Annotated in this window: 25 protein-coding genes; 11 read left to right on the forward strand and 14 right to left on the reverse strand. The window is 58.8% G+C overall.

The window, feature by feature from the left end; genetic code table 11:
• Nucleotides 1-3 precede the first annotated feature (3 nt).
• The 5 genes from glcF (at nucleotide 4) to ACR0K5_RS15155 (ending at nucleotide 4,107) form a co-directional block, all read left to right on the forward strand.
• On the forward strand, nucleotides 4-1,317 hold the full coding sequence (glcF, locus tag ACR0K5_RS15135; RefSeq protein WP_480630486.1) for a glycolate oxidase subunit GlcF: 1,314 nt from the start codon (nucleotides 4-6) through the stop codon (nucleotides 1,315-1,317).
• Between the two features lie 119 nt (nucleotides 1,318-1,436).
• Nucleotides 1,437-2,228: a trypsin-like serine peptidase gene (locus ACR0K5_RS15140; RefSeq protein ID WP_480630487.1), complete on the forward strand. Its 792-nt coding sequence runs from the start codon at nucleotides 1,437-1,439 to the stop codon at nucleotides 2,226-2,228.
• Entirely contained in the window at nucleotides 2,225-3,040 is an 816-nt protein-coding gene (locus tag ACR0K5_RS15145; RefSeq protein WP_480630488.1) for a trypsin-like serine peptidase, read from the forward strand. The genes ACR0K5_RS15140 and ACR0K5_RS15145 overlap by 4 nt, the downstream gene beginning before the upstream one ends.
• A gap of 123 nt (nucleotides 3,041-3,163) precedes the next feature.
• Complete coding sequence (locus ACR0K5_RS15150) at nucleotides 3,164-3,631, forward strand: Hsp20 family protein (protein WP_480630489.1); 468 nt, start codon at nucleotides 3,164-3,166, stop codon at nucleotides 3,629-3,631.
• 251 nt (nucleotides 3,632-3,882) lie between these two features.
• A complete protein-coding gene (locus ACR0K5_RS15155; RefSeq protein WP_480630490.1) occupies nucleotides 3,883-4,107 on the forward strand; it encodes a hypothetical protein in 225 nt (74 codons plus the stop codon).
• Nucleotides 4,108-4,136: 29 nt separating this feature from the next.
• Here the strand turns inward: ACR0K5_RS15155 and ACR0K5_RS15160 are convergent, their stop codons facing one another.
• Genes ACR0K5_RS15160 through ACR0K5_RS15180 form a run of 5 tightly spaced genes read right to left on the reverse strand, consistent with a single transcriptional unit; the run spans nucleotide 4,137 to nucleotide 8,343 of the window.
• Entirely contained in the window at nucleotides 4,137-4,679 is a 543-nt protein-coding gene (locus tag ACR0K5_RS15160) for a DUF3833 family protein (protein ID WP_480630491.1), read from the reverse strand.
• The gene (locus ACR0K5_RS15165) at nucleotides 4,676-5,293 is read right to left on the reverse strand and encodes a DUF3833 domain-containing protein (protein WP_480630492.1); all 618 of its coding nucleotides are present in this window, start codon (nucleotides 5,291-5,293) and stop codon (nucleotides 4,676-4,678) included. Before ACR0K5_RS15165 ends, ACR0K5_RS15160 begins: the two co-directional genes overlap by 4 nt.
• On the reverse strand, nucleotides 5,290-6,513 hold the full coding sequence (locus ACR0K5_RS15170; protein ID WP_480630639.1) for an MFS transporter: 1,224 nt from the start codon (nucleotides 6,511-6,513) through the stop codon (nucleotides 5,290-5,292). Before ACR0K5_RS15170 ends, ACR0K5_RS15165 begins: the two co-directional genes overlap by 4 nt.
• Entirely contained in the window at nucleotides 6,513-6,989 is a 477-nt protein-coding gene (locus tag ACR0K5_RS15175) for a hypothetical protein (protein ID WP_480630493.1), read from the reverse strand. The genes ACR0K5_RS15170 and ACR0K5_RS15175 overlap by 1 nt, the downstream gene beginning before the upstream one ends.
• A gap of 22 nt (nucleotides 6,990-7,011) precedes the next feature.
• Nucleotides 7,012-8,343 (reverse strand): NAD(P)/FAD-dependent oxidoreductase, encoded by a 1,332-nt coding sequence (locus tag ACR0K5_RS15180; protein ID WP_480630494.1) that lies wholly within the window; start codon nucleotides 8,341-8,343, stop codon nucleotides 7,012-7,014.
• Nucleotides 8,344-8,536: 193 nt separating this feature from the next.
• Between ACR0K5_RS15180 and ACR0K5_RS15185 the strand changes: the two genes are divergently transcribed.
• Nucleotides 8,537-9,262, forward strand: a complete 726-nt coding sequence (locus ACR0K5_RS15185) for an SDR family NAD(P)-dependent oxidoreductase (protein WP_480630495.1) — start codon at nucleotides 8,537-8,539, stop codon at nucleotides 9,260-9,262.
• A gap of 3 nt (nucleotides 9,263-9,265) precedes the next feature.
• Here ACR0K5_RS15185 and ACR0K5_RS15190 read toward each other — a convergent pair whose 3' ends face one another.
• Together ACR0K5_RS15190 and ACR0K5_RS15195 are read right to left on the reverse strand one after the other, a co-directional pair.
• On the reverse strand, nucleotides 9,266-10,918 hold the full coding sequence (locus ACR0K5_RS15190; RefSeq protein WP_480630496.1) for a DUF6504 family protein: 1,653 nt from the start codon (nucleotides 10,916-10,918) through the stop codon (nucleotides 9,266-9,268).
• A 66-nt stretch (nucleotides 10,919-10,984) separates the two neighbouring features.
• The gene (locus tag ACR0K5_RS15195) at nucleotides 10,985-11,275 is read right to left on the reverse strand and encodes an I78 family peptidase inhibitor (protein ID WP_480630497.1); all 291 of its coding nucleotides are present in this window, start codon (nucleotides 11,273-11,275) and stop codon (nucleotides 10,985-10,987) included.
• Between the two features lie 130 nt (nucleotides 11,276-11,405).
• On the opposite strand from ACR0K5_RS15195, the gene ACR0K5_RS15200 reads away from it, so the two are divergent.
• A complete protein-coding gene (locus ACR0K5_RS15200) occupies nucleotides 11,406-12,518 on the forward strand; it encodes an S-(hydroxymethyl)glutathione dehydrogenase/class III alcohol dehydrogenase (RefSeq protein WP_480630498.1) in 1,113 nt (370 codons plus the stop codon).
• Nucleotides 12,519-12,577: 59 nt separating this feature from the next.
• Here the strand turns inward: ACR0K5_RS15200 and ACR0K5_RS15205 are convergent, their stop codons facing one another.
• From ACR0K5_RS15205 to ACR0K5_RS15215, 3 genes are all read right to left on the reverse strand, one after another.
• On the reverse strand, nucleotides 12,578-13,516 hold the full coding sequence (locus ACR0K5_RS15205; RefSeq protein WP_480630499.1) for a DMT family transporter: 939 nt from the start codon (nucleotides 13,514-13,516) through the stop codon (nucleotides 12,578-12,580).
• A gap of 154 nt (nucleotides 13,517-13,670) precedes the next feature.
• Nucleotides 13,671-14,084, reverse strand: coding sequence for a group III truncated hemoglobin (locus ACR0K5_RS15210; RefSeq protein WP_480630500.1), 414 nt, complete (start codon nucleotides 14,082-14,084; stop codon nucleotides 13,671-13,673).
• A gap of 48 nt (nucleotides 14,085-14,132) precedes the next feature.
• Entirely contained in the window at nucleotides 14,133-17,051 is a 2,919-nt protein-coding gene (locus ACR0K5_RS15215; protein WP_480630501.1) for an error-prone DNA polymerase, read from the reverse strand.
• 120 nt (nucleotides 17,052-17,171) lie between these two features.
• Between ACR0K5_RS15215 and ACR0K5_RS15220 the strand changes: the two genes are divergently transcribed.
• Nucleotides 17,172-17,636, forward strand: coding sequence for a DUF1203 domain-containing protein (locus ACR0K5_RS15220; RefSeq protein ID WP_480630502.1), 465 nt, complete (start codon nucleotides 17,172-17,174; stop codon nucleotides 17,634-17,636).
• Here ACR0K5_RS15220 and ACR0K5_RS15225 read toward each other — a convergent pair.
• Nucleotides 17,633-18,622 (reverse strand): ABC transporter ATP-binding protein, encoded by a 990-nt coding sequence (locus ACR0K5_RS15225; RefSeq protein ID WP_480630640.1) that lies wholly within the window; start codon nucleotides 18,620-18,622, stop codon nucleotides 17,633-17,635. The genes ACR0K5_RS15220 and ACR0K5_RS15225 overlap by 4 nt on opposite strands.
• Before the next feature lie 87 nt (nucleotides 18,623-18,709).
• On the opposite strand from ACR0K5_RS15225, the gene ACR0K5_RS15230 reads away from it, so the two are divergent.
• Together ACR0K5_RS15230 and polA are read left to right on the forward strand one after the other, a co-directional pair.
• Nucleotides 18,710-18,886, forward strand: coding sequence for a zinc-finger domain-containing protein (locus ACR0K5_RS15230; RefSeq protein WP_480630503.1), 177 nt, complete (start codon nucleotides 18,710-18,712; stop codon nucleotides 18,884-18,886).
• A 518-nt stretch (nucleotides 18,887-19,404) separates the two neighbouring features.
• Nucleotides 19,405-22,209: a DNA polymerase I gene (polA, locus tag ACR0K5_RS15235; protein ID WP_480630504.1), complete on the forward strand. Its 2,805-nt coding sequence runs from the start codon at nucleotides 19,405-19,407 to the stop codon at nucleotides 22,207-22,209.
• A gap of 43 nt (nucleotides 22,210-22,252) precedes the next feature.
• On the opposite strand, the gene ACR0K5_RS15240 is transcribed toward polA, so the two are convergent.
• Together ACR0K5_RS15240 and ACR0K5_RS15245 are read right to left on the reverse strand one after the other, a co-directional pair.
• Entirely contained in the window at nucleotides 22,253-22,483 is a 231-nt protein-coding gene (locus ACR0K5_RS15240) for a DUF2798 domain-containing protein (RefSeq protein ID WP_480630505.1), read from the reverse strand.
• 74 nt (nucleotides 22,484-22,557) lie between these two features.
• A complete protein-coding gene (locus ACR0K5_RS15245) occupies nucleotides 22,558-23,313 on the reverse strand; it encodes a hydroxypyruvate isomerase family protein (protein ID WP_480630506.1) in 756 nt (251 codons plus the stop codon).
• A gap of 158 nt (nucleotides 23,314-23,471) precedes the next feature.
• Here ACR0K5_RS15245 and ACR0K5_RS15250 point away from each other — a divergent pair, with 158 nt between their 5' ends.
• Nucleotides 23,472-24,440: a DMT family transporter gene (locus ACR0K5_RS15250; RefSeq protein WP_480630507.1), complete on the forward strand. Its 969-nt coding sequence runs from the start codon at nucleotides 23,472-23,474 to the stop codon at nucleotides 24,438-24,440.
• On the opposite strand, the gene ACR0K5_RS15255 is transcribed toward ACR0K5_RS15250, so the two are convergent.
• Entirely contained in the window at nucleotides 24,423-24,998 is a 576-nt protein-coding gene (locus ACR0K5_RS15255; protein WP_480630508.1) for a DUF1285 domain-containing protein, read from the reverse strand. The two genes, ACR0K5_RS15250 and ACR0K5_RS15255, sit on opposite strands and share 18 nt — an antisense overlap.
• Nucleotides 24,999-25,020: the final 22 nt, after the last annotated feature.

The following is a 25,020-nucleotide window of genomic DNA, read 5'->3' on the forward strand; positions in this document are numbered from 1 at the left end:
GCAATGCAGACGACATTCACGGAAAAGCAACTGCAGGACCCGGCAATCCGGCGCTCGAACGAGATTCTGCGCAACTGCGTCCATTGCGGGTTTTGTACGGCCACTTGCCCCACATATCAGGTACTGGGAGATGAGCTCGACAGCCCGCGTGGGCGTATCTATCTGATCAAGGACATGCTGGAAAACGAGCGTGTGCCGGACGAAAAGACGGTCAAGCACATTGACCGATGCCTGTCCTGCCTGGCGTGCATGACCACCTGTCCGTCAGGCGTGCATTACATGCATCTGGTGGATCATGCCCGAGAGTATATCGAGGCCAATTGCAAGCGCCCCCTGACAGATCGTTTGTTGCGTTGGGTGTTGGCGCGAATTCTCCCCTATCCGATGCGGTTTCGGTGGGCGCTGCTCGGGGCAAAACTGGGTCGTCCGTTCCGGTTCCTGATGCCGGATGCCCGGCTGCGCGCGATGCTGGACATGGCGCCCAAGCAAATCCCTGCGGTCAGTCGTAACGATGATCCGCAAAGCTTTGCAGCCAAGGGAGAACAGAAAAAACGGGTGGCTCTGATGACGGGATGCGCGCAAAAGGCGCTGAACACCGATATCAACGATGCCACGATCCGCTTGCTGACCCGATTGGGATGTGAAGTTGTCGTTGCAGAAGGCACCGGGTGTTGCGGAGCTTTGACCCATCACATGGGCAAAACCGATGAAAGCCATTCAGCCGCAGCGGCCAATATCGGGGCGTGGGTGAATGAAATGGACGGCGATGGGTTGGATGCCATTGTCATCAACACCTCCGGCTGCGGCACCACGGTGAAGGATTACGGACATATGTTTCGCAACGATCCCCTTGCCGAAGATGCGGCGCGTGTGTCTGCAATCGCCATGGATATCAGCGAACTCCTGATCAAATTGGACCTGCCAGAGGGGGGCAACCAAAACCTGACCGTCGCCTACCATGCGGCCTGCTCGTTGCAGCATGGGCAGAAGATCAAAACCTACCCCAAAGACTTGCTGAAACACGCGGGTTTCACGGTTGTCGAACCCGCAGACAGTCATTTGTGCTGCGGCAGCGCAGGTACCTATAACTTGATGCAGCCACAAATATCGGGCCAGTTGAAACAGCGAAAAGTCAGAGCTCTGGAGGCGAAATATCCAGACATCGTCGCTGCCGGAAATATCGGGTGCATGATGCAGATCGGTTCTGGTACGGAACTACCGGTCGTTCACACGGTAGAGTTGCTGGACTGGGCGACGGGCGGGCCAAAGCCGCCAGCCTTACATAGAACAGGTAACCTGGTTCCCGTATTGCGGTGAGTCATGCTGATGCCAACGCGCATCATTTGCTCGGGAAATTCCCTCATGGCTTGATCGCCCTATTTTCGCCCAACGCGGCACGTAGGACAAAAACTTCAGAGTGAGTCCCGGAGAACCGCGTGCGCAACTGGATCAAGGCAATCGCGTTCTGTGTGCTGCCGATGGCGGCCACAGCGCAGGATACTGGGCTGGAAAGCCTTGAGACTTCAGATTCCGGGCGCGAATGGATGGCCGTTGGACGTCTGGACATCGCAGGCAAAGGATTTTGCACCGGGACACTGGTGTCGCCGACCCTGGTGCTGACGGCTGCGCATTGTCTGTTCGACAAAGTATCCGGACAACGTATCAATCCGTCGGATATCGAGTTTCTGGCCGGGTGGCGTCTGGGACGTGCTTTGGCTTACAGATCGGCTCGGCAAGCCGTGATCCATCCTGACTACCAGTTCAGCTCTGATTCAACGACCGACCGGGTAAGCGCGGATGTTGCCTTGATTGAGCTCTGGCAGCCGATCCGCAATACCGCGGTCATTCCATTTGAGTCGGGAGATCAGCCCAAACGCGGCGCGGAAGTGGGCGTTGTGTCTTATGCGCATGACCGGTCAGAAGCTCCGTCGCTACAACAGGTCTGTTCGGTCATGAACAGGCAGGCCGGGATCATGATCATGTCCTGCGACGTCGATTTCGGATCCTCGGGGGCCCCGGTTTTTTCTTTCGCGGGGACACGCCCGCAGATCGTTTCGGTGGTTGCGGCCAAGGCCAGTATGGACGGCCAGAGCGTTGCCATTGGGACCGCTGTTGAGCATTCGCTGCAATTGCTGCGAGACGAGCTTTCTGCGGGGCGTGGATTTGGGCTTTCTACGTCCGGATCGGGATCGAACAAGAACATAGGCGCAAGGTTCATTCGGCCATGATTAGAGTCTTCTGGAGCCTGCTTTTGGGCCTGAGCATTCTGGCGACAGCGTCCCATGCGCAAGCCAACAAGCGCAAGCTGACGGACCGGGATGACCTTTATGGTTGGGAGGCGATCGGACGGTTGGATGTCCGCGACGCCTCGTATTGCACCGGCACGTTGATCGCGCAGGACATGGTACTGACCGCTGCCCATTGCGCCGTGGACCGCCGTACCGGAAAAACATATGCGCCCGAAGACATCACGTTTCGCGCAGGCCTCAGCAACGGTAACGCATTGGCTGAACGTCAGGTGACGCAAATTGCCGTTCATCCCAGCTATGGGTCCCAAAACCCGCTTTCGCACGAAGGTGTCCAGATGGATGTGGCTCTGATGCGACTGAATCAGCCAATCCCTTATTCAATTGCCGACCCCTTCGCGCTGCACAGCGGCCGTGTTCCGGGCAATGAGATCAGCATTGCCTCATATGGGCGAGGACGGTCCGAGGCAATCACGCGGGAACGGTCGTGCCGTATCATCGACCGCAGGCAGGGTTTGATCACCTTTGACTGCGATATCACTTTCGGGTCCTCCGGCTCTGCTATTCTGGCCAGAAACGGCTCGCGCTGGCAGATCTTGTCGGTGGTTTCGGCGGTGGGCACGAATGGACGCAGAAAGGTGGGGTTCGGCATGGAGCTTGACGGGATTGTCGCCGAGCTCAAGACCATCATGCGGCGCGACGCACCTCAACCCAAGGCTTCGATCCGCCGATTGCAGGTCGGTTCCGGCAAGTCAGGATCGGGGGCGAAATTCATCAACTCTGGCGGGGGTTGAACTCGGCTAAATTGCTACCCATGTGATGTGTATCGGATCGCCACAACGGGGTCCGGTACCTGTAATCGCCCGTCCAGTCGGAGGGCACTTATCGTAAATCGCTCAAGGATGAGGATACGACACATGCGTACATTTGATTTTGCACCGCTGCACCGCGCCACCATTGGTTTTGACCAGATCGCCGACATGATGGATCGCGTTCTGACCAATGATGGGGCTCAGCCAAGCTATCCACCCTACAACATCGAAAAAACCGATGTCGACACCTACCGAATTTCGGTGGCAGTTGCCGGTTTTTCTGAAAACGACCTGACCGTAGAGGTGAAAGAGAATTCTCTGGTCGTGGCTGGTAAGAAAGCAGCCGAGGACAAGGAACGCAGCTATCTGCACCGTGGCATTGCAACCCGTGCATTCGAGCGTCGGTTTGCACTGGCGGACCATGTCCGCGTCACCGGCGCGAGCCACGAAAACGGTATGCTGAACATCGAACTGAAGCGCGAGGTTCCCGAGGCCCTGAAACCGCGCCGGATCGAGATCACCTCGGCCAAGGCCATCGAGAAGGATGTGGTTGACGCTAAAGCCGTGAACTGAGGCTTCTGATTATCCTTGCGGCAGTCTTCTCCTCCCGGACTGTCGCGTCATACGCCCCGCGTTCCTCCAGACGCGGGGCGTTGTACGTACTGGGCAGGTGGCACCGACCGCTAGCGCTGCGGGAGCTGTGAGTGGGCACTATCAACGGATGGTTGAAAATCTTGTTTTGTCCATAAAAAATTGTCTTTTTAAGGAAAAACCATTAGGTTTTCCGAAAATGGTGGAAAACACCGGAGGCAGTAAGAGAGCAGATGCCACAGGCAAACACACGTGCTTTGCGGACAAGGGTTCCTTCGCAACTCATGGGAAAACGGGATGGTCTGTTTTTCCTGTGGGGACAGATAGAGCGCGCGCGTTTGAAAATCGAAGGCGGTGACCGTCCTGAGGCAGCGGCCTCGGAAGGTGCAAAGGGGAACATGGCCGGTGAGGCCAAAGGATCGACGCAAATATCGATCGACGAATTTATCTTCTACTGATTTTCGTAACGAAGTTGGGCTTGGCGAATCTATTTCTTCTCGAAAAACAGGATAACTTCACCGAGACGTAGGCCATAGCGTGAGACATACGCGCGGTTCAGAAGTCGGTCGTCATCCAGCAGCCACATCCAGTCGTCGAACGTGACGCGCAATGTTCCTTCCTTAGTCGGCAGGTCGATCTTGTATTTCCAGTTGAACGTATCCCCGCGTTCGATCCCGCTTGCGGCGCCCAGCACGCCCGGCGCAGAACCGGTCCATGTATCTTCTCCGGTCTTGGTCAGTGTCCAGATGCGTTGCTCGGTGACGCCATCATCATATAGGAAGTCTTCGACCAGCGTCAGGGTTTCGCCGTCCCAGGTCCCGTCGATATCGACTGTGAATCTGCGGGGGATGTTCCCCAGAACATCCTGAAACTGACCATAGGCCACGGTTTTACCTTCGAAAAATCCCTCGAGGTTCAACTGCCGATCGGATAGAAAGGTTTCCGGTACCTTCGGTTTGCTGGAGCAGGCCGCCAGAAGCGCAAAGCTGGCGATAGCAATGCAGGCGATCAGGGAGCGAACGGCGATCATTGCAGTGGTTTTCCTACTGAAGCTGCGTCATACCCGTTTGAGCTACTTACATTGATCGGTTTTGTTTTCGGGGTTGGGCGCATCGTGGCGACAAGTTCAGCGACCTTGACGCCGAATTTGCGCATCTCGGATCGGTTCATGATGACGCCATGTTCGGTCAGATACATCCAGTCGGTTACATCCAGCGTATGTCCCCCAGCGTCTTCAGGCAGGATGATCCGATAGGTCAGTTTGACGGTTGATCCTGACATGATCCCCCGACCCTCGCCGACGATATCATCCGCAATCGCAGTGAACGTATTGCCGGTTCCCAGTGTCAGATACCACTTGCGGGTCATCTGCTTGCCGTTGGAATAAGTGAAATCTTCGGACAGCGTGCCCGAGTTGCCGTTCCACTTTCCAACCATGCGCGCGACAAAGCTGTTCGACATCTTGCCGTTTGGGCCATAGATCAAGCCCTCGGACAGGATTTCCCCGTTCAATTGCTCTTTCAGTGAAAAGGTCGGTCCGGTTCCGCTGTAGTCGGACGGAGATTGCGCGCGAAAGCTCAGCAGTCGGGCGCGGACGAATACTGCGATCAGTAGGACCAGCAGGATGATGGCGACAACGTTCATTTGTTCGTGGCCTCGGTAGGCAGGGTCAAAACCATTCCAAACGCGCCGAGTTTCAGAATGCAGGGCAGCACCGCATAAGCAAGGTTGAGTGTACCCAGCGCTTGTGCGGAATTGGTTTGACCAGGGGTGAAGCCACTGCGTTCCAGCAGCGGCAGGGTGAAGAAAGCTGCCAGGGCGAGGCCCAGCTTGCCTGCAAAGGACCAGATGCCAAACGCGGTGGACGCATTCAGCCCGGCCCGTGTCAGGACGACCGAAAACATGGCGGGCAAAACAACCATATCCGCACCCAGAGCAGCGCCCGAGGCGAGGCAGATTACAGCAAACCCGGTAAGGTTTCCTGCACTCAGTGTCGCCGCGCCAATAAAGCCTGCGATCGAGAGCGGCATGGCGATTATCAGAGTCTGTTTCGGACCAATCCGGTTGCTGAGCTTCGCCCAGAGCGGCACGCTTGCACCTGCGCTCAGGAAGAAGAGGATCAACAAAGGGCCTGCTTTGCCCGGCAATTGCAGCCGATCTTCGACAAAGAACAGAAACAAGGTTGAGGTGATGGCTACAGGCAGGCTGTTGACCAAGGCCAGTGCGAGAAGGTGCACGCCTCCGGCCCGGCCGAGGCCCGAAAAAGATAAACCCGTTCCAGTAATCGGTATGCGCCGCCAAATCGGGACGGTCAGCACCAGGGTCAGAACGGATAGCAGCCCCAAGAAGACCCCAAACGCGGGATAGCCTTGGGCCTGCGCTCCGAAGGCCACCAGAAGGGCCGGGGCGCTGGCCGCGATAACGACTCCGGTCAGTTGCCCACCCTCACGATAGGCAGCCAGTGTCATCAGCTCATTCGGATCGGTACGTTTCGCCAAAGTTGCGCTACGGCCATACAGAAGAATGGTCCCGAGGCTGTATGCAGAGAACAGCAAGATCAGAACAGCGACCAGCGTCAGAATACTCGCGCCCTGCGGCAAGCTGAAAAGCACAGGGAAACCAACGGCAAGACCGAGTGCGGCCATGGCTGCAAAAGCAAGCTGGCCGCCGGGCCATCTGTCAATCGCCCAACCGATCAGCGGGTCTTGCACCAGATCCACCATACGGATCACCAGCAACCCGGTACCAATGACCCCCAGTCCGATGCCCAGATTCACCGCCGCAAAGCGCGGCAGGTGGATATAAAGCGGAATACCCGCCGCAGCGAGCATCAGCGCATAGAGGCTGACCCGGGGATAGAGCATCACCGACCCTGTAGTTTTTGAGTGAAAGACGCGGACCGCGTATTGTCCCCCAGAAATACGGACATGAAGCTGCGTTTGATACCCGGATAGGACATGGTGCAGGTCTTTCGCCCGTTCAGCCAGAAACTGACCTCGTCGGGACCGTCAGAAACCGCCAGATAGCTGTCGCCTTTGGTGACGGCTTTGAAGCATACGTTCAATTGGTTGCGAACGGGCGCTGAACGTCCGATGCGATCCATCTCATCGAGCGTCGAGTTGACCAGCGCCCTCTTCTTGATGTTTTTGCGATAGGTCAGTTGCAGGCCGATATCTTCACTCCAACTGAATGGCGCACCTTTGGTTGTGTAAAGTTTGGCGTCATAGATCGGCAGACCCAGATACCGGAAAGTCGCGGTTCCGCGCAGTTGCGCATCGTTCAGCTTTTCGGTCACTGGCGAAGCCGCCAACCCCGTGGGGGCCAGCAAAGACAGTGTCATCAATGCCGTGCGCCAAATCCCATTATTCGGCCGCAACAGGGATGGCCGGGTCTTTCCCAAGAATGCCATTGTCAGCTCCGATGGTTTGCGGGGCGCCATTGATCTGCGCGACGACATGCACTGCGCTGGCTATCCCGTCTTCGTGAAATCCGTGCCGGTTGTAAGCACCGGCAAACCAGGTTCGGTTCTGGCCCTGCATCTCGCGGATTTGCCCTTGCGCTTTCAGGGCGGATTTGTCGAATACCGGGTGGGCAAATTCGACCTGATCATAGATTTTATCCGCGGGAATTTCTGATGAGGCGTTCAGCGTTACGAACAGCGGGTCGCTGTCCGGGATGTTCTGAAGCCGGTTCATCCAATAGGTCACGCCCACATCTCCGGCTTGCGAGCGATAGGTCCAGCTGGACCAGCACGCGCGCCGTTTCGGCATTTGGCGTGGGTCACAGTGCAGTATTGCCGTGTTGGGCTGATAACGGATTGCGCCCAGCGCCGCGGTTTCTGCGGGGGTCGCGCCCCCACCCAAAATGGAAAGAGACTGATCCGAGTGGGTGGCCAGGATGATTTCGTCAAACTGATCTACCATACCCTGGCTGTGGATGGTCACACCCATCTCGTTTCGGGATACGTTCAGAACGGGGCTGGCCAGTCGAATTTCAGCACCGCGCGCGCGCAGGGCGGCGTCGATCCGGCGAACATATTCGATGCTGCCGCCTTTGACCGTGTACCATTGATGCTGATTTGCGCGGCCACTGGCCAACAGGGCATGGTTACGGAAGAACTGTACCAGCGAACGGGCCGGGAACTGATCCACGAACTCGACCGGAGTGGACCAGATGGCACCGCACATGGGCATCAGATAGTTGTACCGGAACCAATGACCCAGACGCAGCTGGTCTACCAACTCACCAATCGTGGTGTCGTCGTTTTTCGCGGCTTCAGGGGCTTCTTTGCCGAAGCGCAGGATGTCGGCAATCATCTTATAATATGCCGGCCGCGCCAGATTTCGCTTTTGAGCGGTCAGTGTGCGTAGGTTGTTAAGACCGTATTCGATGCGGCCGTTGTCGATTGTCGCGCCAAAGCTCATTTCGCTTTCGACCACAGGTACACCCAACTCATCAAAAAGCCGGGTCAGGTAAGGATAGGTTACGTAATTGAAGACGATGAACCCGGTATCGACAGGTTGATCCCCATCCTTTCCAGCTATCACCGTGCGGGCGTGGCCACCTAGTCGTGGTTCCGCCTCATAGACCGTCACATCGTTGGTTTCTGAAAGATAGTAAGCGGCAGAAAGACCCGAAATGCCTGCACCTACAATCGCGATTTTCTTACGTACACCCCGGGTTTCGTCGAACATTCCAGCCTCGTTAAGCGACATTCTACAATGGGATACGCAGGGTAGGCGCAGGTGGATCAATCCGATTAGAGATTTTTAACAGATGCACTACCTTGTGACTTCTGGTTACAGCTCCCGTGAATTGCGCTACCGTTTTGATCCGACGCGGATGCGAGGCCGTATTATTGTGAAACACAAGTGAAACGGCCCTTTTATGAGCAGCTTTGACGGAAGAACTTTTTGGATCATCGGCGCAAGCGAAGGTTTGGGTCGCGCCTTGGCGCAGGCGCTCAGCCGACAGGGGGCTCACCTGATCCTGTCCGCGCGCAATATGGAGCGGTTGTCCGAGATTTGTTCCGAATTGCCGAATGCGTATGCGATCCGGTGTGATGTAACCAATTTAGACTCTGTTCGTGGTGCTGTTGCTGAGGTGGGTCAGGTCGATGGGCTGGTCTACAATGCCGGCGCGTACGACCCGATACGCTCGGCCGAGTGGGATACGGAGGCGTCGCTCAGGATAAGCGATGTGAACTATCTGGGCGCCTTGCGGGTTCTGGGTGAAACCGTTCCTGACTTCGTCCTGGCGGGTCAGGGAGAGATTACGCTGATCGGGTCGCTGGCCGGATATCACGGGCTGCCTGGAGCCATCGGGTATGGAGCCAGCAAGGCGGCCTTGATTTCATTGGCCGAGACGATGCGGCACGATCTGGCGGGTACGGGCGTGACAGTGCGTATCGTCAATCCCGGTTTCATCAAGACTCGACTGACCGAAAAGAACAGTTTCAAGATGCCGATGCTGATGACGCCCGAGGATGCGGCGGATCGCGTGGTCAGGGCGATGTCGCGTCGCCGTTTCCGCACTGATTTCCCTGCGCCGTTTTCGTGGTTTATCCGTCTGATTGACTATCTGCCGGATCTGCTGGTGTATCGTGGAAAATAGACTCTAACAAAACTGTCCCTGACAGAACCAGCCTGCGGACATGGACCCTCCATGCCCGTAGAACAGCCACAGACGTTCCCCCTGTTGCGTCACCACCACCCAGTAATCACGCACGCCGCTGCGCCAGTTGGGATCGTCCAGCCACCATTCCGGCGCGATGCGTTCCGGGCCGGTGGCCTGCGCCAGTTGCCAGTCCCGTCCGCGCCAGCGAAAGGCGCCGGGCACATCCGGGGTTTCCGGGGCCATCACCGGCTCGGGCTGCCACATCTGCAAAGGGCGGGGGCGCGGCGGGGCCGGCCAGTGGCGCGCGGGTTCCGACCATGCGGCTGCCAGCGTTTGCGCCGTTTTCTCGGGGATATGAGAGGCCGCCGGATGATGCCGTGTGATCGCCTCCAGCCCCACCCGCGCGCCCAGCTTGCCGATCAAATCCTCGACGCCAGTATTGCCGTTCAGCCTCTCGCGGGCCACGCGGCGCGCCTCGGCATGGCCGGCGATGGTGCGGGCATGGATGGGTTCGGTCTGGATCGCCTCAAGCCGGAGCATGTCGATGCCGTAACCCGCGTCGATCTTGTCGATTTTCATCTCTAACAAGGGGCGAATGCGGTGTTTGTCATGAGTCGGACGGGCCAGGCCGACCTCGATAACCTCAGCAGCCTGATCGGCGCGATGGGCTTCTAGGCGCAGTGTGCGGACCCCGCGCGCCTTTTCTTCCAGCTTGGTGCAAAGTGTCGGTAGAACCCGATCGATCGCGGCCATCACGTCCTCGATCAGACCAATCGGATTGGGCAAAGTCATCCGCACCGCAAAGTGATGTGGCGGGCGGGCGGGCGAGACAGGCTCGGGCGCGCTGCCCATGGCCTGATCCAGACGCAACACCAGCCCGCGCCCGAACCGCCGCGCCAAACTGGCACGCGGCTGGCCCAGCAGATCGCCGATCCGGCGCAGGCCCAGGCGGTTCAGCTGCACGACAACCTGATCTTCCAACCGCAGCGCCGCAATGGGCAGGGGGCTGAGCGCGCCGTAAGACTGACCCGGCGCGGCAATCCGCGCGCCACCGCCCACCGCCATCACCTGCGGCGCGGCACCGCCCTTGGTCCAGTGTTGTCGCTTGCCCGCCCGGGCGCGGGTGGCGCGGGCCTCTTGGCTGATGGCGTCGCCATTGCGGTCCGAGGTGGCCTCTTGCCCCGCATAGCGGGCCAAAGCCCAGGCCGCGCCCAGTGTGTCGGCGATGCCCATCTGCACGCTGAGGCCCATATCGGCGCAGTCGGCTTCAAGCACGCTCAGCAACGCCTCTTCGCCGCCGAACAGATGCGCGCAGCCCGACAGATCGACGATCAGCCCGTCCGGGGTTTCCTCAGCGACCCAAGGGCTGAACTTGCCTGCCCAGCGGCGCAATGCGGTCAGAAACGCGGCCTCGGCCGGGGCGTTGCGGGGACGGGTGATCAGGGCCGCACACATGGCATGGGCGTCGCGCACCGGTTGCCCCACACGCAAACCAGCGTCCTGAGCTTCGGTATTCAATGAGGTGACGACCTGCATGTTCGATTGTTCGGTCACCACGGCCAAAGGTCCGGAATGCAGGCCCCGCGCAGCGCGGATCATCCGTTCAGCCCCCAGACGGGGGAACCATAGCGAAAGTATTCGGCGTTTGGGCATTGGCAGACATCACGATGTTCTCATTTTGTTCTTAGTTGAGAATCAGCACCTGAGTCGAGTCCGTCCTTATCCACAGGTCAGTCGCTGAATGACCCCGTCTCCATTCACGTACACGTTCAGCCGGTCGATGCGGTAGTCCTGCGTGGCGATGTCATCCGGTCCCAGCACACGCGACCGCTCAGGCAGGTTCGCCTGAATGGTCGAAACCGGCTGGCCAATGGTATCGGCAAAATCTTCGCCCAGACAAAAGGCCAGATCTACCGGGGCGGGCTCAGGCGGCAGCGAGGCGTCTTCGGGCGCGGGCGCAGTTTCAGCGCAGGCCGCTAATAGGACCAGGGTCGGCAAAAATCGGTGCATTGGCGTTCCTCATTCTGGCAATGTCGTTTCTGCAATATCAAACAATTAGCCAACCTGCCATGAAAGCACAGTTGAAAACACCCTGTAATTGACGCAGGGTCGGGGCAAAAGTGACAGGGAGATAAGCACCATGCGTACCCGTGCCGCCGTCGCCGTTCAGGCGGGCAAACCTTTGGAAGTGATGGATGTGAACCTTGAAGGACCCAAGGCGGGCGAGGTTCTGGTCGAAATCAAGGCCACCGGCATCTGCCATACCGATGAATTTACCCTGTCGGGCGCCGATCCCGAAGGCCTGTTCCCGGCCATTCTGGGCCATGAAGGTGCGGGCGTGGTGGTCGAGGTTGGTCCGGGCGTGACCAGCCTGAAGCCGGGTGATCATGTCATTCCCCTTTACACACCCGAATGTCGCGAGTGTGAATATTGCCTACACCCCAAAACCAACCTGTGTCAGGCGATCCGAGAAACCCAAGGGCAAGGGCTGATGCCCGACGGGACGTCTCGGTTCTCGACGCTGGATGGTGATCCGATCCTGCACTACATGGGCTGCTCGACCTTCGCCAACCATACGGTCCTGCCCGAGATCGCGCTGGCCAAGGTGCGCGAAGACGCGCCCTTCGACAAGATCTGCTATATCGGCTGCGGCGTGACCACCGGCATCGGCGCGGTGATCAACACCGCCAAGGTCGAGATCGGCAGCCGCGCCATCGTATTCGGACTGGGTGGTATTGGCCTGAACGTCATTCAGGGTCTGCGTCTGGCTGGCGCGGACCAAATCGTCGGTGTCGACCTCAACCCGTCAAAGGTTGAGATGGCGACCAAGTTCGGCATGACCGATTTCGTCAACCCGACTGAGGTAGAAGGTGATCTGGTGCCTTATCTGGTCAACCTGACCAAGGGCGGTGCGGATTACACTTTTGACGCCACCGGCAATGTCGGCGTAATGCGCGCAGCCCTTGAGTCGGCGCATAAAGGCTGGGGTGAGAGCATCATCATCGGCGTGGCGCCCGCAGGGGCCGAGATCTCGACCCGTCCGTTCCAGCTGGTCACCGGCCGGTCGTGGCGCGGCACCGCGTTCGGCGGCGCGCGGGGCCGGACTGACGTGCCCAAGATCGTCGACTGGTACATGGACGGCAAGATCGAGATCGATCCGATGATCACCCACACCATGGGCCTGGACGACATCAATCACGGCTTCGACCTGATGCATAAGGGCGAAAGCATTCGCTCAGTCGTAGTATACTAAGACTCTATACCGAGGTTTTTCGACAACGGCGCGCTGAGTGGTGCGCCGTTTTTTTGGAACTACTTTCCCGGCCTTGTGGCCCCGGTATCTGACCGCGGCGATCTCACGCGCAAAACAGGGGTGTTGGCCGACGACGTGTTCGCCCGGCTCTCACGCCAGACCACAAAAACGCCCGATGCGATGATAACGCTTGCCCCAACAGCGACCCAGCCATCCGGGCGTTCGCCGAAGAAGATCATGCCAAACAGCGTCGCCCAGATGATCTGGCTGTACTGGCTGGGGGCGACAACACCGGCAGGCGCAGCCCGATAAGCCAGAATGATCAGGTGCTGGGCGATAACAGAGAATACGCCCACCAGTGCCATCATAGCCAGATGCAACAGGGACGGCGGCTGATACACGGCCGGTTGGGCGAGGCTCATCACAACAATAGCCAGCAGCATCGGGTAGAGGATCAGGACGGCCGATCGTTCCTCATTTCCGATCTTGCGCACCAGAACCGAGGCAAAGGCGCTGCAGAAGGCGGCCGTCAGCGCAGCCAGATGGCCTAGCGTGATATCCGTTGCGCCGGGGCGCAGAACGATCAGGACACCGATCAGGCCGACGCCTACTGCCGCCCAGCGCTGAGCGCGGACTACCTCACCCAGTATCGGGATTGACAGGACTGTAACGATCAGCGGGAATGAAAACAAAAGTGAATAGACCTCGGCCAGTGGCAGGACCGAAAACGCATAAAACGCGCAGGACATGCCTGTGACCATCAATCCGGATCGCAACAGCACCAGCCAGGGGTGGCGTGGCATGAAGTTGCCCGTTGCCCGGTCGGTCAGGATCGTGACGGCCATCGGTACAAAGGAGAAGAGTGTGGCAAAAAAGATGATCTGCATCACCGAATAGGTCCCGCCCAGCACTTTGATCAAGGCATCGTGGCTGGCAAAGACCGCAAAGCCCAGAAATGCAAAGCCAAGCCCCCGTAGGGTGGTGTTTTGAGCGCTCATCGATGTGGCCTCGGTCAATGTTGGTGTGGTGGCGACATGCCATAGCAGCGCGGGCGGAGTTCCCGGCTGTCTTTTTTTGTTGCTTACCCTTATTTTGTATGCGCGAATAGCCCCAATTTTATCGCTAACATGACAAAGCTGCCATGATCTGAGATCATTGCAGGATCGGCGGGGCGTCCTTGGGTTGGCGCGCCGATTGCACACCGGCCTTCATCCCCACGCCAATCCGCCGGGCCAAAGCCACCCATGGCGTAGCGGTTTCGGAAGGCAGGGTCTGGGTCGCGACCTCTTCGAACAGGTCCAGCCAGTGGGCGAAGAATTCGGGTTTCACATCGGGCCGTTCGATGTGCACGCGTTGGGGATTGCCGTCATAGCTGCGCTCGTACAGGATGGCGTTGCGCCAGAAGGCGGCGATCTTTTCCTCATGCGCGGGCCAGTCGTCGACATGTTTGTTGAAGACCGGCCCCAGTATCGCGTCCTCGCGCACACGGGCGTAAAACGCGCTGACCTGTGCGTTGATCTGGTCTGGCGTCGCGGGAAAGCGCGGAGGCAGGGTTGGTCTGGTCATTTTGGGCCTGATTTCGACTCTGTTCTGGGCGGATACCCGGTTCAGGCGTCAGGCGACAGGCGTGGTTTTGTCGCGCTGCCCGGGCGTCAGCAGGTGCCGTAGCAAAGCCACCGGATGTGCCTTGAGACTGAGGCGGGTGGCGACGTAATCCTCGACCACCTGCTCGCCCAATGTCATCTGGGGCAGATAGGCTTCGGGTTCATCCAGCGCTTCGCCTTCCAGATCCTGAGAGAACAGCGGCAAGGGTTTGGCGGTGGCAATCGCCTTGGCCTGCCACAAAGCCTCGCGCCGGGTCAGGTCGCAGACGGCGAAGGCGTCGGCCTCGGCCAGCCGCTCGATCACTGACGGCCCTAGTCCTGCCCTACGCCACACGTCATCCACCTGATGGTAGCCATTGCCCCGCGCGGCGGTCAGCCAACTGGCATCCTCTTCACTCAGCCCCTTAATCTGGCGAAATCCTAACCGCAGGGCCAGCCCGCCCTGACCGTCGGGTTCCATCACATTATCCCAGAAGCTGGCATTGATGCAGACCGGGCGGATCTGCACTCCGTGTTCCCGCGCATCCCGCACGATCTGGGCGGGCGCATAGAACCCCATCGGCTGCGAGTTCAGCAGCGCGCAGGCGAAGATGCCCGGATGGTAGCATTTGATCCAGGCCGAGGCATAGACCAGCAGCGCAAAGCTGGCCGCGTGGCTTTCGGGGAAACCGTAAGAACCGAAGCCTTCGATCTGGGAAAAACAGCGTTCGGCGAAGTCCTGTTCATACCCGTTGCGCTTCATGCCGCGCAGGAATAGCGCGCGGAATTCGCTGACGGACCCATGCTTCTTGAACGTCGCCAAAGACCGCCGCAGCCGGTCCGCCTGTTCCGGAGTAAACCCTGCGCCGACAATGGCGATCTGCATCGCCTGTTCCTGAAACAGCGGCACACCTAGCGTTTTGCCCAGCACCTCGCCCAACGCGTCCGAGGGGAAGCTGACCTCCTCCTCTCCGTTCCGGCGGCGGATATAGGGGTGGACCATGTCGCCCTGAATGGGACCTGGGCGGATGATGGCAACCTCGATCACCAGATCATAGAAATTGCGCGGTCGCATCCGGGGCAGAAAGTTCATCTGGGCCCGGCTCTCCACCTGAAACACACCGACGCTGTCCGCCTTGCACAGCATGTCATAGACCGTCGAGTCCTCGGGCGGCAGGGTGGCCAGCGTATAGCTGGTCCGGTGGTGCTGATCGATCAGGTTAAACGCTTTGCGGATGCAAGTGAGCATGCCAAGGCTCAGAACATCAACCTTCAGGATGCCCAGCGAGTCGATGTCATCCTTGTCCCAGCAGATGACCGTTCGGTCCTCCATGGTGGCGTTTTCAATGGGGACAAGCTCGTCCAAACGCCCCTCGGTGATGATGAAGCCGCCTACGTGCTGGGACAGGTGGCGGGGGAAGCCGTCGATCTCATATACCAATGTTAGAGTCTGTTTCAAGCGGCGATCCTCGGGGTCGAGGCCGATTTCACGCATCCGTTCGGCCTCAAGACCCGCGGCTGAAAAGAAGCCCCAGAGCTGAGAGGACAAAGCCGAGATGGTGTCTTCGGTCAGGCCCATGGCGCGCCCGACCTCACGGATGGCGCGTTTGCCGCGATAATGGACGACCGTGGCGCAGAGGCCCGCGCGTTCCCGGCCATAGCGGTCATAGATGTGCTGGATCACCTCCTCGCGGCGTTCATGTTCGAAGTCGACATCGATATCGGGTGGTTCATCGCGCGCCTCGGACACGAAGCGCTCAAAAACCATCGTGCCCATTTCGGGGCTGACCTCGGTGATGCCGAGGCAGAAACAGACGACAGAGTTGGCCGCCGAGCCGCGCCCCTGGCACAGGATGCCGCGCGATCGGGCGAAATGGACGATGTCGCGGACGGTCAGGAAGTAGGGTTCGTATTTCAGCTTGCCGATCAGGGTGAGTTCATGCGCCAGCATGTTTTGCGCCTTTTCCGACGCACCCGCCGGATAGCGCCACTTCAACCCCTCATGCGCCAGACGATGCAGGCGTTGGCTCGGAGTTTCCTGCTCGCTGCCTTCGCTGGGATATTCATAGCGCAATTCGTCGAGCGAGAATGTGAGTTGTTCACTGAGTTCATGGGCGCGGGCAACGGCCCCTTCGTGACCTTTGAAGATGCGCAGCATCTCGGTTTCGGACCGCAGACGTTGTTCGCCATTGGCCAATGCGTTTCGGCCCAACTCGTCTACCTTGCGGCGCAGGCGGATGGCGGTCAGCACATCACCCAGTTTGCGACGCGTGCCGTGGTGCATCATCGGTGTCGCACTGGCAAGGGTAGGGATGCCAAGTTGCTTAAATTCAGTCTCTAATAAAGAGAAATATGCGCTATCTGCACCATCATACCGGGGATGCATCAACAGATGCATCCGCCCGTCAAAGCGGCGCGTCAGTTGGTACGCCTGTGTCCGCCATGCGTCCGCGCCGCCCGTAGACCGGGCCGTCTGTGGCCAGAGCAGCAGGTGGAGGCCGTCGGAAAACTCCAGCAGGTCGGACAGGTGCAGGATACAGTCGCCTTTTTCAGCGCGCAGGCGACCTGTGGACAGGATGCGGCACAGGTTGGCCCAGCCTTGCCGGTTCAGGGGCAGGGCGGTGACAGTGGGTGCGTCAGTAAAAATCAGCCGCGCTGCCGGGATCAGCCGCGGTATCGCGTGGATAGGGTAAGACGGTGGTTTCGGAATGTGATCGGGGCAGGGCGGGCCGATCAGGGTGTTCTGCGCCTCCCACTCCAGCCGTTCGCGGACCTTGCGGGCAATCTCGCGCCCTTGGGTGTGGGCGCGGACGATTCCGGCGACCGAGTTGTCATCGGCAATCGCAATGGCGGGGAGGCCCAGGGTAACGGCACGCTCCATATACTCCTCGGGGTGCGAAGCCCCGGTGAGGAAGGTGAAATTCGACGTGATCGACAGTTCGGCATACATGGCGATTCCATAGTATATTCACGTTTTGTTCTTTTTCGAGTCCTTTACGCCATTGCGCATGAAACGGGTCGCCTGAATGTGGGGTGGCGGGCATGTTCAGGGCAAAACAGGAGACCCGAGATGTTCAAGATCACTGCCTTATCCACCGAAGATGTACGTGCCCTTCAGGCCGGTGGCCCGGATGCCTATGGCGCTACGCCGGAACGTGTTGTCTCAAAAGGGGCAGGCAACCCTTGCCGCCACTGTCTACAGAACATACCCGAGGGCGACGAGATGTTGATATTGGCACATCGACCCTTCTTAGAGACACATCCGCACGCCGAAACCGGCCCGATCTTTCTTTGCGCCGCGCCATGTGAGCGGTATGAGGGAGACGCGCTGCCCGAGATTCTGACCTCATCCCCGGATTATCTGATTAAGGGATACGGACCGGATGATCGGATCGTCTATGGCACCGGTGCGATAACGCCCATCAATCGGATTGAAGCAAAGGTCAGCGACATCTTTGCTCGTGCGGACGTGAGCTATATTCACGTCCGTTCATCCCGGAACAATTGCTATCAGGCGAGAATCGACCGGGCCTAAAGCCTGACCCTGTGCATGCCCCGGCGCGGCTGATCCTGATCGTCTGCCGGGGTGTCCGCCTGTGCCGAGGTGAGGGCCAGAAAGATGTCCTCCAGATCCGCTTCTTCGGTGCGGACGTCGCGGATGCGGATGCCCGCCTGACGGACGGATTCCAGAACCTGCTCGGCGCTGGTCTGCGCGCTACGATACCGCAGGATCAGATTGCCATCTTCGTTCAGCGTGGCCTCGACACCCTCAGCCACGGGCAGGTCCGAGACGGGGCTGTCTGGGATAATCACCATGGTCCGGCTATCCATGCGGCTCAGCAGGTTGGCGGTGCTGTCTTGCGCGATCTTTTCACCCTGATTGATGATGGCGATTTCGTCGCACATCTCCTGCGCTTCTTCCAGATAATGGGTGGTCAGGATGATGGTCATTCCCTGTTCGTTCAGCTTGCGGACATTGGTCCAGAGCATCTGGCGTAGTTCGATATCGACGCCAGCGGTGGGTTCGTCCAGAACCAGAACTTTCGGATGATGTACCAGCGCCTTGGCCAGCAATAGGCGCCGCCGCATTCCACCCGACAGAGTGCGGGCATAGGCCTCGGCCTTGTCGCTGAGACCGACCAGCTCAAGGATTTCATCGCTGCGGCGCTCGGATTTCGGGACACCGTACAGGCCTGCCTGAACCTCCAACGCGCCGCGCGGCGTGAAGAATGGATCCAGGTTCAGCTCTTGCGGCATAACACCTATCGCGGCACGGGACTGTCGCGGATTCTGATCTTGATCGAAGCCCCAGATCGACACGCGGCCCGAGGATTTCACCACCAGCCCGGCCAGAATATTGATCAGGGTTGACTTCCCGGCGCCGTTCGGACCCAGCAACCCGAAAACCGAGCCCCTGGGAACAGTCAGGTCGATGCCTTTCAGCGCGTGCTTCTCAGGTTGACCCTTGCTGCCGCGATAGGTCTTGCGCAGCCCTTCGATCCTGATTGCCGCATCGCTCATGTGGCTCTTGCCCCCGGTTTGCTCATCGCTCATAAACGCACCTAATACATGCCCGCGAGGCCGACAACCGAAGAAGGATCGCCAGCCGTGACCATCAAAGCGCCGGAAACCAAGATCGTCGAAACCGCCCGTGTCGCCTGTGATGGCGGCGAAGGCGCATTGGGCCATCCCCGCGTCTGGTTGCAGATCCCCGAAGATGCCGGTTGGGTCGAGTGCCCCTATTGCGACTGCAAATATGTTCTGAAGGGTTCAGAGCAGGCCTGATTGCGCGCCAGGCACCGGGTTTGGCGAAATTCTGACAAAGCGTACCAGCGTCGACATCGCCATACTTGTTGATCAGGAACTAATCGACTTGGTGCCAAACCACACATGAAATATCTCCCCGGTGCTGAGGCGGCCAATTCCGCTGGCGGTGCCGGTTTCCGGGGGCTCGTATGTAAAGAAGGCTCTTCCAGTCAGCCCGTTGTCACATTCAAGTGTGGCTTTTCCGAATCCCAAACTTCCTTGGGCCCGCCACTCTCCATGACAGCCAAAATTCGCGCTTGTCCGGCCCGCATATGTTCCTTCGCCCCATCCTATGGCGCGGTCGGTGAAGAAAATTCCTCTGTCGCCCGGACAAGCAAAGATCAACTGGATGGGTTACCCTGATTTGGCGCGCAGATTGCGGGCAGTTTAAGCCCCGCCAGGGTAGCCGAGGCGACAAGAGCGATTGCGGTTGCGGGCGCGATGGCCGATAAAACGTGCAGACTGAACATGACGACGATCCAAGAAGGCAGGGCACCATGAGCAAGAGCGAATTCGGAAAAGGCTGTCACCTGCATCTGATCGACGGCTCGGCCTTTATTTTTCGGGCTTATCACGCGCTGCCTCCGCTGACGCGAAAATCGGACGGACTACCGATTGGTGCTGTTTCAGGGTTCTGCAACATGCTGCAGAAGTATGTCGAAGGAAACGCCGGGCCTGACGCGCCCACCCACGTGGCGGTGATCTTCGATAAGGGATCGCACACGTTCCGCAACGATCTGTATGACCTGTATAAAGCCAACCGCGAGGCGATGCCCGAGGATCTGCGCCCGCAGATGCCCCTGACCCGCGAGGCAACGAAGGCGTTCAACATCGCCTGCAAAGAGCTGGAAGGTTATGAGGCTGACGACATCATCGCCACCCTCGCTGTGCAAGCGCGCGATGCGGGTGGTCGCGTGACCATCGTGAGTTCCGACAAGGACCTGATGCAGCTGGTTGGCGGCGGCGTGGAAATGCTGGACGCGATGAAGAACAAGCGCATCGATCGCGACGGCGTGCTCGAGAAATTCGGTGTAGGTCCGGAACGCGTGGTCGATGTTCAGGCTTTGGCTGGGGATAGCGTCGATAACGTGCCGGGCGCGCCGGGGATTGGCGTTAAAACAGCGGCCCTGCTGATCAACGAATATGGGGATCTGGAAAGCCTGCTGGACCGCGCGGAAGAGATCAAGCAGCCCAAGCGCCGCCAGACCCTGATTGAAAAGCGCGACCAGATCGAGCTGTCGAAGAAACTGGTCCAGCTGGACGAGAACACGCCTCTGGATTTCGGTCTCGACGATCTAGAGGTGAAAGACCCCGATCCTGAAACCCTTTTGGGCTTTCTGGCCGAGATGGAGTTTCGCACGCTCACCAAACGCATCGCAGACAAGCTGGGGGCCGAGGCTCCTGTGATCGCTGATGCGCCCGCGCCTGCCACTGAAGAGGTCGAAGCTGAGGCGGTACCGTTTGACAGCTCGAAATACGAATGCGTGCGGGACGCGGCCGCCCTGCAGAAGTGGATTGATCAGGCGTATGAGCGCGGCTGGATTGCGGTGGATACTGAAACCACTGGCCTGAACGAAATGATTGCCGAGTTGGTTGGCATCTCTCTGTGTGTTGAGGCAGGCGAGGCTTGCTATGTCCCGCTGATCCACCGCGAAAGCGCAAGTGATGACCTGTTTGGCTCGGACGCGCTGGCGGAAGGGCAGATGCCGTTGCAAGAGGCGCTGACCCTGCTGAAACCGATGTTCGAGGACCCGTCGATCCTGAAGATCGGGCAAAACATGAAATACGACGCCAAGATCTTCGCCCGATATGGTGTCGACGTTGCACCCATCGACGACACCATGCTGATGTCTTACGCCATGCATGGTGGTGAGCATGGGCATGGTATGGATACCTTGTCCGAGCGGTATCTGAGCCACACGCCGATCCCGATCAAACCTCTTTTGGGTTCAGGTAAATCGGCGATCACCTTCGACAAAGTGCCGATTGATGAGGCGACCGCCTATGCCGCCGAGGATGCCGACATCACCCTGCGCCTGTGGAAGCTGTTCAAACCACAGCTGCACCATGTTCAGGTGACAACCGTCTATGAGACGTTGGAACGCCCGCTGGTGCCTGTTCTGGCCGAGATGGAGATGCACGGCATCAAGGTCGACCGTGATGTGCTGAGCCGGATGTCTAATGCATTTGCCCAGAAAATGGCCGGATTAGAGGCTGATATTCACGAGCTGGCCGGTGAGAACTTCAATGTCGGCTCACCCGCGCAGCTGGGAGAGATCCTGTTCGACAAGATGGGTCTGGAAGGCGGCAAGAAAGGTAAGACCGGGAAATACTCGACCGGGGCCGATATTCTGGAAGATCTCGCGACCGAGCATGAACTGCCGCGCCGGGTACTGGATTGGCGACAACTCAGCAAGCTGAAATCGACCTACACGGACGCATTGCAGACCCATATCAACCCCGATACGGGCCGGGTGCACACGTCTTATTCGATTACGGGTGCGAACACGGGCCGTCTGGCCTCGACCGATCCGAACCTGCAGAACATTCCGGTGCGGACCGAAGAGGGACGGCGCATTCGTGAGGCGTTTATTGCCGAACCGGGCAATGTGTTGGTCAGCCTGGACTATAGCCAGATTGAGCTGCGTATTCTGGCTCATATTGCTGATATTTCGGCTCTGAAACAGGCGTTTTCGGACGGTCTGGACATTCACGCAATGACCGCATCCGAGATGTTCGACGTACCGCTCGACGAGATGACGCCGGATATCCGTCGTCAGGCCAAGGCGATCAACTTCGGTGTGATCTACGGCATCTCGGGCTTTGGATTGGCACGGAACCTGCGCATTCCGCGGGCCGAGGCGCAGGGGTTCATTGACCGCTATTTCGAACGTTTCCCGGGTATCCGAGCCTATATGGACGACACGGTCGCCTTCGCGAAAGAGAATGGTTACGTCCAGACTCTGTTCGGGCGGAAAATCCACACGCCCGAGATCAACGCCAAGGGGCCGCACGCTGGATTCTCGCGGCGGGCGGCGATCAATGCTCCGATTCAGGGCACGGCGGCGGATGTGATCCGGCGTGCTATGGTGCGAATGTCGGATGCGATCGGCGGCTTGCCTGCCAAGATGTTGTTGCAGGTGCATGACGAATTGTTGTTCGAAGTGGCCGAAGACGCAGTGGACCGGGTTGTAGGTGTGGCACGCGACGTGATGGAAGGCGCCTCGGACCCGGCGGTGAAACTGGATGTGAAGCTGGTTGTGGATGCAGGGCAAGGCGCGAACTGGGCTGAGGCACACTAGCGGCGCTGCTCATCAGGCCCCGGCGGGCCATCTTCGCAGCGGGTCAGTCCTGAGGTCTGACCCACCCCTCGACCATACGTTTGACAGAAGGTCCGAGGGTCAGAATGACGATGAAAGCGATGGGCCAGCAAAAGGCCCAGGACGCCATCCAGTCGCCAAGAGTGCCAGGGCCGAACCCAACCGCCTTTACTGTGGCGATGCCGGTGACGATGCAAGACATCAGACCGGACATGATCAGGCCAAAGATGGAATGGGCAAAGCGGGCAGGGATCATTTCAAACTTCCTTGAAAACGGGTTGCCCAAGATGTGCGTTATTTAGGCAGTAAATTCCAGCCTGATGACCGGCGTTAAAGTCGCATCCATGCCAAAGTCGCAGCCGTTCGCGTGGCTGAAGACGTGTATTCGGCGCTAACCCATCCGCTATAGCCAGCGTCGTCCATCGCCGCGAAAAGTTCTGCGAAATCCGTGGGCCCGCGCCCCGGTTCAGACCGGTCAGGGGCGGCCCCGATCTGGGCATGGATAACCTTGGGGTGAAAACGCTCCCAGACAGCCAGCGCGTCACCGTGAATCATGTGCGCATGAAAACTGTCATATTGCAGACCGACATTCGGGCGATCCACACGGCTCAGCACTTCTGTCGCCAGATCATAATCGTTCAGGAAATAGCCGGGCTGGGACACTGGATTGAGCGGCTCGATCGTGAAGGTCTGTTGCGGCGCGAAATCGGCGGCCCACTGCAGGTTGCGCACGAAGCAGTCCGTCGCATCCACCCCGGCAGCGTATCCCGACATGACGTGAATAAATCCGGGTCGCAACACCTCGGAATAACGTAGAACGCGGCGGATATCTGACTGAAACCGCTCTTCACCGCCCCGGATGGCGGCGTAACCCGGTGTCCCACCTGTATAATTCGGCGGAGGCGCGTTGATCAGGACCAGGTCGAGCCCGTTGGACAGCAAAGCGCGCTGGGTTTCTTTTGCCGCAAGTTCGTAGGGGAACAGAATCTCGACTGCTTTGAACCCGGCGTCTGCCGCTGCCTGAAACCGGTCCAGATATGGAAGTTCGGCAAAGAGCAATGAGATATTCGCGGCGAATTTTGGCATTGGCGGCCCTTGGACAGCTTGTGAGCCGACCTTATCCGCGTGTCGGTTTCTGCGAAAGTGACAGAAAACGACAGTTTGTCGAAATTCGACCAGATCGAACCAGTGAAATCGGGGACGTTGCTTGCATTGCGGCGAATCATTTTACCAACGCCGTGCCAATGGAAGGTTTGAACACGATGGCCATGAGCCCAGACCCCGCACGCGGGAGCGGTCTTTCTGCGTCAGCAGGGCAGTATTCTGCTTTGTCGGGTAATGGGTTGGCTGTTGCCTCGATGCTGACCTGGGCGGCCGGGTTTCCGGCGGCCGAAGTTCTGTTGCAGACATGGCCGCCCGTCGCCTTATTGGCCGCGCGACTGGCACTGGCTGTTTTGGTGATGGTACCGGTCTGGGTGATGATGGATGGACCGCGCCGCGTTATTTCGGCCCGCTGGGGCCATGCAATGATCGTCGGCGGCTTTGGGCTTGGGTTGGGAATGTTTCTGTTGATCCTGGCGCAAAAACTGACCGATCCGGTGACGGTGGCGATCATCGCCTCTTGCGCGCCCCTGGTGGCGACATTGCTTGAATTGGCTGCGGGGACACGTCGGTTGAAATGGAACTTTGCACTGGGCGTGCTTGTGTCGATTGTCGGCGGATTGATCGCCACCAGCGCTTTGGCGCCGGCCCAATTGGGCTTGGGCGCGGCCTGCGCCGTTGTTTCAACGGCGCTGTTTTGCTGGGCCAGCATGGCAACCGCCCGGGATTTCCCTGAACTGAGCCAAACCGGGCGTACGACGATCACCTTTATCGGAGGGTTGGCTATGGCTTCGCTGTTGATATTCGGATCAGCGCGATTTGGTGTGGAAGTGACGCCTGCGACAGCCTTCGATGTGCCGCAGGCGGGTATGCTTGCGATCTATGCGCTGGTTGCCATGGGGCTTAGCCAGGTTCTTTTCATCACTTCGGTCGGCAAGCTGGGCGTGGCATTGGCCTCTTTTCACATCAACGTTGCCCCGTTTTACGTCATGCTGATTATGCTGATGCTTGGGGACGAGTGGAACTGGACCCGGGCGCTGGGCGCGGGCATTGTTGCACTGGCTGTCGTGCTGGCGCAGGATCGCATGCCCAAGTCAGCGCAGGTCGGATGAGGGGGTCAGCCCAAAGAACTGCCCGCCTGACCATACACCAAACCAGCCGCCATGGTGCGTTCCGATCTCAACGAGGCGGTAGAAGCTCTTGCGATCTATGCGGGCTTCGAGGTTAGCGCGGATCAATATGTAAGGTGAGGGTTCTTCTGTATCCGGGTTGACGACAACCCGGATTGGATGATCAATTCCGGCAATGGCGCTGTCGCCGACATGGGTTGTGAATGTCAGGGACTGGGTCTCACCTTCACCGTCCCGGTCGAAATCCACGGCGACAAACGGCGCGTCTTCGACAGTGATTCCCACCTTTTCAACCGGCGTTACCAGATAGTATTTTCCATCCTCTTTCTTAAGAATTGAGGAAAAAAGCTTCACAAGCTCGAAACGGTTGATGGGCGAGCCTAAATAACTCCAAGTGCCATCTTTTGCGATCTTGATGTCCAGATCGCCGCAAAACGGAGGATTCCAGAGGTGAACGGGCGGTAAACCCTTGGTTTTGGCTGCTTTGACTGATGCCGCCAGACCATCCGGCGACGGTTTCACAGGTTTTTGTCCGCTCATTGTTTTTGCCATTTCCTCTTAG

The sequence above is a fragment of the Ruegeria sp. AB9 genome, from assembly GCF_056542585.1.

Excerpts from the sequence above, each read along its gene's own strand:
- glcF (WP_480630486.1), top strand. The coding sequence starts at position 4 with ATGCAGACGACATTCACGGAAAAGCAACTGCAGGACCCGGCAATCCGG.
- ACR0K5_RS15145 (WP_480630488.1), top strand. The coding sequence starts at position 2,225 with ATGATTAGAGTCTTCTGGAGCCTGCTTTTGGGCCTGAGCATTCTGGCG.
- ACR0K5_RS15150 (WP_480630489.1), top strand. The coding sequence starts at position 3,164 with ATGCGTACATTTGATTTTGCACCGCTGCACCGCGCCACCATTGGTTTT.
- ACR0K5_RS15155 (WP_480630490.1), top strand. The coding sequence starts at position 3,883 with ATGCCACAGGCAAACACACGTGCTTTGCGGACAAGGGTTCCTTCGCAA.
- ACR0K5_RS15160 (WP_480630491.1), bottom strand. The coding sequence starts at position 4,679 with ATGATCGCCGTTCGCTCCCTGATCGCCTGCATTGCTATCGCCAGCTTT.
- ACR0K5_RS15165 (WP_480630492.1), bottom strand. The coding sequence starts at position 5,293 with ATGAACGTTGTCGCCATCATCCTGCTGGTCCTACTGATCGCAGTATTC.
- ACR0K5_RS15170 (WP_480630639.1), bottom strand. The coding sequence starts at position 6,513 with ATGCTCTATCCCCGGGTCAGCCTCTATGCGCTGATGCTCGCTGCGGCG.
- ACR0K5_RS15175 (WP_480630493.1), bottom strand. The coding sequence starts at position 6,989 with ATGACACTGTCTTTGCTGGCCCCCACGGGGTTGGCGGCTTCGCCAGTG.
- ACR0K5_RS15180 (WP_480630494.1), bottom strand. The coding sequence starts at position 8,343 with ATGTTCGACGAAACCCGGGGTGTACGTAAGAAAATCGCGATTGTAGGT.
- ACR0K5_RS15185 (WP_480630495.1), top strand. The coding sequence starts at position 8,537 with ATGAGCAGCTTTGACGGAAGAACTTTTTGGATCATCGGCGCAAGCGAA.
- ACR0K5_RS15190 (WP_480630496.1), bottom strand. The coding sequence starts at position 10,918 with ATGCCCAAACGCCGAATACTTTCGCTATGGTTCCCCCGTCTGGGGGCT.
- ACR0K5_RS15195 (WP_480630497.1), bottom strand. The coding sequence starts at position 11,275 with ATGCACCGATTTTTGCCGACCCTGGTCCTATTAGCGGCCTGCGCTGAA.
- ACR0K5_RS15200 (WP_480630498.1), top strand. The coding sequence starts at position 11,406 with ATGCGTACCCGTGCCGCCGTCGCCGTTCAGGCGGGCAAACCTTTGGAA.
- ACR0K5_RS15205 (WP_480630499.1), bottom strand. The coding sequence starts at position 13,516 with ATGAGCGCTCAAAACACCACCCTACGGGGGCTTGGCTTTGCATTTCTG.
- ACR0K5_RS15210 (WP_480630500.1), bottom strand. The coding sequence starts at position 14,084 with ATGACCAGACCAACCCTGCCTCCGCGCTTTCCCGCGACGCCAGACCAG.
- ACR0K5_RS15215 (WP_480630501.1), bottom strand. The coding sequence starts at position 17,051 with ATGTATGCCGAACTGTCGATCACGTCGAATTTCACCTTCCTCACCGGG.
- ACR0K5_RS15220 (WP_480630502.1), top strand. The coding sequence starts at position 17,172 with ATGTTCAAGATCACTGCCTTATCCACCGAAGATGTACGTGCCCTTCAG.
- ACR0K5_RS15225 (WP_480630640.1), bottom strand. The coding sequence starts at position 18,622 with ATGAGCGATGCGGCAATCAGGATCGAAGGGCTGCGCAAGACCTATCGC.
- polA (WP_480630504.1), top strand. The coding sequence starts at position 19,405 with ATGAGCAAGAGCGAATTCGGAAAAGGCTGTCACCTGCATCTGATCGAC.
- ACR0K5_RS15240 (WP_480630505.1), bottom strand. The coding sequence starts at position 22,483 with ATGATCCCTGCCCGCTTTGCCCATTCCATCTTTGGCCTGATCATGTCC.
- ACR0K5_RS15245 (WP_480630506.1), bottom strand. The coding sequence starts at position 23,313 with ATGCCAAAATTCGCCGCGAATATCTCATTGCTCTTTGCCGAACTTCCA.
- ACR0K5_RS15250 (WP_480630507.1), top strand. The coding sequence starts at position 23,472 with ATGGAAGGTTTGAACACGATGGCCATGAGCCCAGACCCCGCACGCGGG.
- ACR0K5_RS15255 (WP_480630508.1), bottom strand. The coding sequence starts at position 24,998 with ATGAGCGGACAAAAACCTGTGAAACCGTCGCCGGATGGTCTGGCGGCA.